This window comes from Rhizobacter sp. P2_H2 (genome assembly GCF_056403375.1).
The window spans coordinates 1-3,661 of the sequence record NZ_JBFUFP010000546.1 but is presented as its reverse complement, the minus strand read 5'-3'; the positions used below and the strand labels follow the sequence as shown (position 1 = coordinate 3,661).

The following is a 3,661-nucleotide window of genomic DNA, read 5'->3' as shown; positions in this document are numbered from 1 at the left end:
ACCTGATGATGGTCGCGGTGCTGCTCAGGTTGAGGCCGTCGGGGATGCTCGACGAGGACGCCCGGCTTGCCGCCTACGTGGCCCGTGGTGAGGCGCGGCCCGCCTATCAGCGGGCGTTCGCGGCGCAACTGGCGGTGTTCACCGGCAGGTCAGGTTGATTCAGTCGCCATCCCGGTCACGGGCGGGCTGGTGCCATTCCAGCAGGGCTCCGACCCCGCAGCACACGGCGACAACAAGAGCCTGGGCGGCAAGGAGATCTTCGGCTGGAAACAACCAGTGCAACCCGACGGCGATGCCGACGCCGAGGATGCAGCCCGCTGCAGCGCCGGGTGAAGCCAGGAGGGAGAAGAGGTCAAGCATGTTCATGATCGCCTCCTGCCGGGATTTCTTGGGCGGTTGCCTGTCTGACCTCGAATCCTCCGCGTTCCTGAAGAGTCCGAAACAGACAGCAAGGGCACCTCGGTGTCACGCCTTCATCGTTCATGAGCGAGAAATCGGTTCATACAGCTTGATGTCGTAGTGATCGTCAATGATGGCGATGCAGCCGCACTTGCCGCATTTCGCCACGATCTCCGACTGCTTCACGATCTCATCCAGAAACGGATCCAGATCAGTCGACGCGCCCCCTGATGCGGCATCGACAAGCTCCTCAGCGACCAGCAGGTGCACGCCGTTCCCCTCGAAGAGATTCGTGCGGACGATCTCACCGCAACGACACATGAACTTGCTTGCCATGGGATCTTCTACGGCCGAACGCCTTTCAGTTGCACGAGTATGGATTCGTCGCACTCGACGATGCACAGGCTCCCGTCAAATTGCTCGTGAACTTCGCCCGCGACGAGCCTGAGCTCATTCCCGGACAGCAGGAGCCGTACTTCAGCCGTGGCATTCGGACCGTCATGACGGAGTTCAGTGATCTCGATCTCGCCCGCCGGCCACTCCGGAAACTGTCGATCCCGAAAGAGGAATGGAGCATCTTCGTGGGGCTCCGGCGCCTGAATGGCGTCGAGCTCCATCAGGTAGAGCCCGTGAAAACCGGTCCCGTCCTCGAGATGGGACAACAGCCTGAAGACTTGCCCGTTCGCCAACTGCAAGTCGAGATTGACCAGCTGGAGAAACGGAATGCCCGGATCTTCCCAGCGCACATCTTCGGCGACCTCGCCTGCAACCAGCGCCATCTCCGTGCCTTGCCAGCGGGTGACGACACGGCCAGCGAGCGCCGAAATCGGCAGCCACGTTGGTTCTCTCTTCATGGCCTCATTGCCCCTGCGGCGGCTCCCACAGCTCGAGGCGATGGCCCTCCGGATCCAGCACCCAGCCGAACTTTCCGTACTCGGACTCGTCGACCTTGTCGTCCACCGCGCAGCCTTCGGACCGCAATGCGGCGAGCAGCGCGTGAAGGTCATGCACCCGGAAGTTGATCATGAAGCTCGCCGTGCTCGGAGCGAAGTACGAGGTGTCTTCCTTGAACGGACTCCAGGTCGTGGTGCCGGTGCCCATCGGGTTGTCGGGCGTGACCCACTTGAAAGCGACTCCGCCCCAGTCCGCCACCTCCAGCCCGAGGTGCTTGCGATACCACTCGCCGAGCGCCTTCGGATCCTTGGACTTGAAGAAGATGCCGCCGATGCCGGTCACGCGCTTCATGATGTGCCCCTTTGCTGGCGATGGAGTTTGACACGAGCGGGAATCACGACCGGTGCTCGCACGGCGCGCGGGTGATGAACAGGGCCACGGCAAGCGACAGTGTCGACGTCGTCAGCATGACGCCCAGCACCGCAACGCGGGCGTTCGATGCATCGACGACCAGGCCCGAGAGAAACGCGATGATGCCGGCGCCGGTCACGGTCACGGCGGCGGCCAGCCCCGAGGCCGTGCCGGCCAGCTGGGGGCGCAGCGACAGCACTTGCGCATTGGCCACCGGCATCGTCAGCCCGTTKCCCAGGCCCACGAACACGCAGGGGCCGAAGAACGCGAGCGGATGCGCCCAGCCTGCCGCGGCAAGCGCCAGGCCCGCGAGCAGGCCGATGGACGTGAGCGCGCGGCCCGCGAGGATCAGCCTGGTGGCCGCGTGGCGTGCGCCGATGCGCCCGACCACGTAGCTGCCGACGATGAAGCCGGCAGGAACCATCCCCATGTGAAGGCCCAGCGCCGTGCTCGATGTTTCACCCAGCTGTGCCGCCACCAGGGGCGCTCCGCCCAGAAAGACATACAGCGTTCCAATGGCGAAGGCCATGCAAAGCGAACAGGCCCAGAACTGCATCGAGCGGCTCAATTCGGCATAGCCTTTCAATTGCAGTGCGACGGACTGGGTGCGGTGGTGGTTGGTTTCCTTCAGCTGGAACGCCACCAGGTACAGCCCCGCGAGCCCGAGTGCTGCGAACGCGATGAAGTTGGCGCGCCAGCCGAAGTGGGCATCGAGCAATCCGCCGAACGTGGGCCCGATCATCGGCGCCACGGCCCATGCCGACGAGACGTAGCCGATCCGGCTTGCGGCCTGGCCCTCGTGGGAGGTGTCTCGAATGGCGGCGAGCGACACGACGTATCCGGCGATGACGCTGCTCTGGAGCAACCGGCATCCCAGGAAGGTGACGATGTCGTTGGCCAGGCTGCAGCCGATCGATGCCATCGTGAAGATCGCCAGCGCGAGCAGCGCGACGGGCTTGCGCCCGAACCCGTCGGAGAGCGCACCCGCGATCAGGTGCGTGACGGCGGTGGCCACCGCATACCCCGCGATGGCGACATTGACGAGCGCGAAGTCGGCGTGAAGATCCCTGGCGATGGTCGGCAACGACGGCACGAACATGTTGATGGGCAGGACGGCCAGCGCGGAAAGGGGAACCAGGACCGAAAGGCGAGGGGAGGCCTGTGATGGCATGGCGGCTGGACTCCGTGGATGGACCGAGGGGCGGAGGGCCGTGCGGTTGGCGCGACCTGGGTCTGCTCGTGCTGGGTCAAACAGGAGTCATGCGTCGTCGGGCCTGGTGAAGCCGGCGACGTGAAGGCGGGCAGCTTGTCGGCTGCCCGGGTGGGGCGATGTTAGCGAACCGGCGAGCGGCCGTGTGCAGTCAGGCCGGGCTCGATCGCAGCCCGTAGACCTTGTCGCCCACGAAGAGGTACTCGACCCGCATCACCGCATCGCCCTTTTCATCGGCGCCGGTGTAGCCGATGGCGGAGACGCGCGCACCCGGGCGGATCTCGGCGACCTTCCAGGCTTCCATGCGGGTGAGCGGGGCGAGCTCCAGCTCCCAGCGCCGGTCGCTGCGCCTGGGCAGCGTGGCCTTGGCGAGCAGGGCGGGGCCGTCGACGGCGGCACTCTGCGCCGGCAGCGTGCGCCGGGCCAGGTCGGCCGGCAGCTTGAGGCCGGCGGGCAGCTCGATGATCAACTCGGCATGCGGGTTCTGCCACTTGCTGGTGACCACGGTCCCTTCGAGGTACAGCGGGCGGTCCTGGTCGAAGCTGCCCCACCCATGGTGGGCCGACGCGGGGCGCACGATCCAGGGGGCGATGGCGGCGAGAACGGCGAACTGGCGGCGGCTCAACGGCATGGCGGTCTCCGGTGGGTGAAGAAGATGAACGAAGCGGGCGGTGGTCAATAGGCGATCCAGCGGCCGCAGACCACCACGGCGAGCCAGAGGCCAGTGGACACCAGCATCTGTAGCCG

The 3,661-nt window shown here is 65.8% G+C and carries 6 protein-coding genes and 1 pseudogene; 1 reads left to right on the top strand and 6 read right to left on the bottom strand.

The features are described from left to right. Positions 1-158 (top strand): annotated as a pseudogene (locus AC1D15_RS22155) (glutathione S-transferase family protein); the annotation flags it as partial. A 1-nt stretch (position 159) separates the two neighbouring features. On the opposite strand, the gene AC1D15_RS22150 reads toward AC1D15_RS22155, so the two are convergent. The 6 genes from AC1D15_RS22150 to AC1D15_RS22125 form a co-directional block, all read right to left on the bottom strand. Beyond that, positions 160-366, bottom strand: coding sequence for a hypothetical protein (locus tag AC1D15_RS22150; RefSeq protein ID WP_477827664.1), 207 nt, complete (start codon positions 364-366; stop codon positions 160-162). A 114-nt stretch (positions 367-480) separates the two neighbouring features. After that, positions 481-735 carry a DUF8617 domain-containing protein gene (locus tag AC1D15_RS22145; protein ID WP_477827663.1) on the bottom strand — a complete coding sequence of 85 codons (255 nt, stop codon included), beginning with the start codon at positions 733-735 and terminating at the stop codon, positions 481-483. Positions 736-743: 8 nt separating this feature from the next. Continuing rightward, positions 744-1,253 carry a hypothetical protein gene (locus AC1D15_RS22140; protein WP_477827662.1) on the bottom strand — a complete coding sequence of 170 codons (510 nt, stop codon included), beginning with the start codon at positions 1,251-1,253 and terminating at the stop codon, positions 744-746. 4 nt (positions 1,254-1,257) lie between these two features. After that, positions 1,258-1,644 (bottom strand): VOC family protein, encoded by a 387-nt coding sequence (locus AC1D15_RS22135; RefSeq protein WP_477827661.1) that lies wholly within the window; start codon positions 1,642-1,644, stop codon positions 1,258-1,260. A 43-nt stretch (positions 1,645-1,687) separates the two neighbouring features. Next, a complete protein-coding gene (locus AC1D15_RS22130) occupies positions 1,688-2,875 on the bottom strand; it encodes an MFS transporter (protein ID WP_477827660.1) in 1,188 nt (395 codons plus the stop codon). Positions 2,876-3,065: 190 nt separating this feature from the next. Continuing rightward, entirely contained in the window at positions 3,066-3,545 is a 480-nt protein-coding gene (locus AC1D15_RS22125) for a DUF6152 family protein (protein ID WP_477827659.1), read from the bottom strand. Positions 3,546-3,661: the final 116 nt, after the last annotated feature.

What these genes read in the sequence shown, in the direction of transcription:
- AC1D15_RS22135 (WP_477827661.1), bottom strand. Translation starts at nt 1,644, where the DNA reads ATGAAGCGCGTGACCGGCATCGGCGGCATCTTCTTCAAGTCCAAGGAT.
- AC1D15_RS22125 (WP_477827659.1), bottom strand. Translation starts at nt 3,545, where the DNA reads ATGCCGTTGAGCCGCCGCCAGTTCGCCGTTCTCGCCGCCATCGCCCCC.
- AC1D15_RS22150 (WP_477827664.1), bottom strand. Translation starts at nt 366, where the DNA reads ATGAACATGCTTGACCTCTTCTCCCTCCTGGCTTCACCCGGCGCTGCA.
- AC1D15_RS22140 (WP_477827662.1), bottom strand. Translation starts at nt 1,253, where the DNA reads ATGAAGAGAGAACCAACGTGGCTGCCGATTTCGGCGCTCGCTGGCCGT.
- AC1D15_RS22145 (WP_477827663.1), bottom strand. Translation starts at nt 735, where the DNA reads ATGGCAAGCAAGTTCATGTGTCGTTGCGGTGAGATCGTCCGCACGAAT.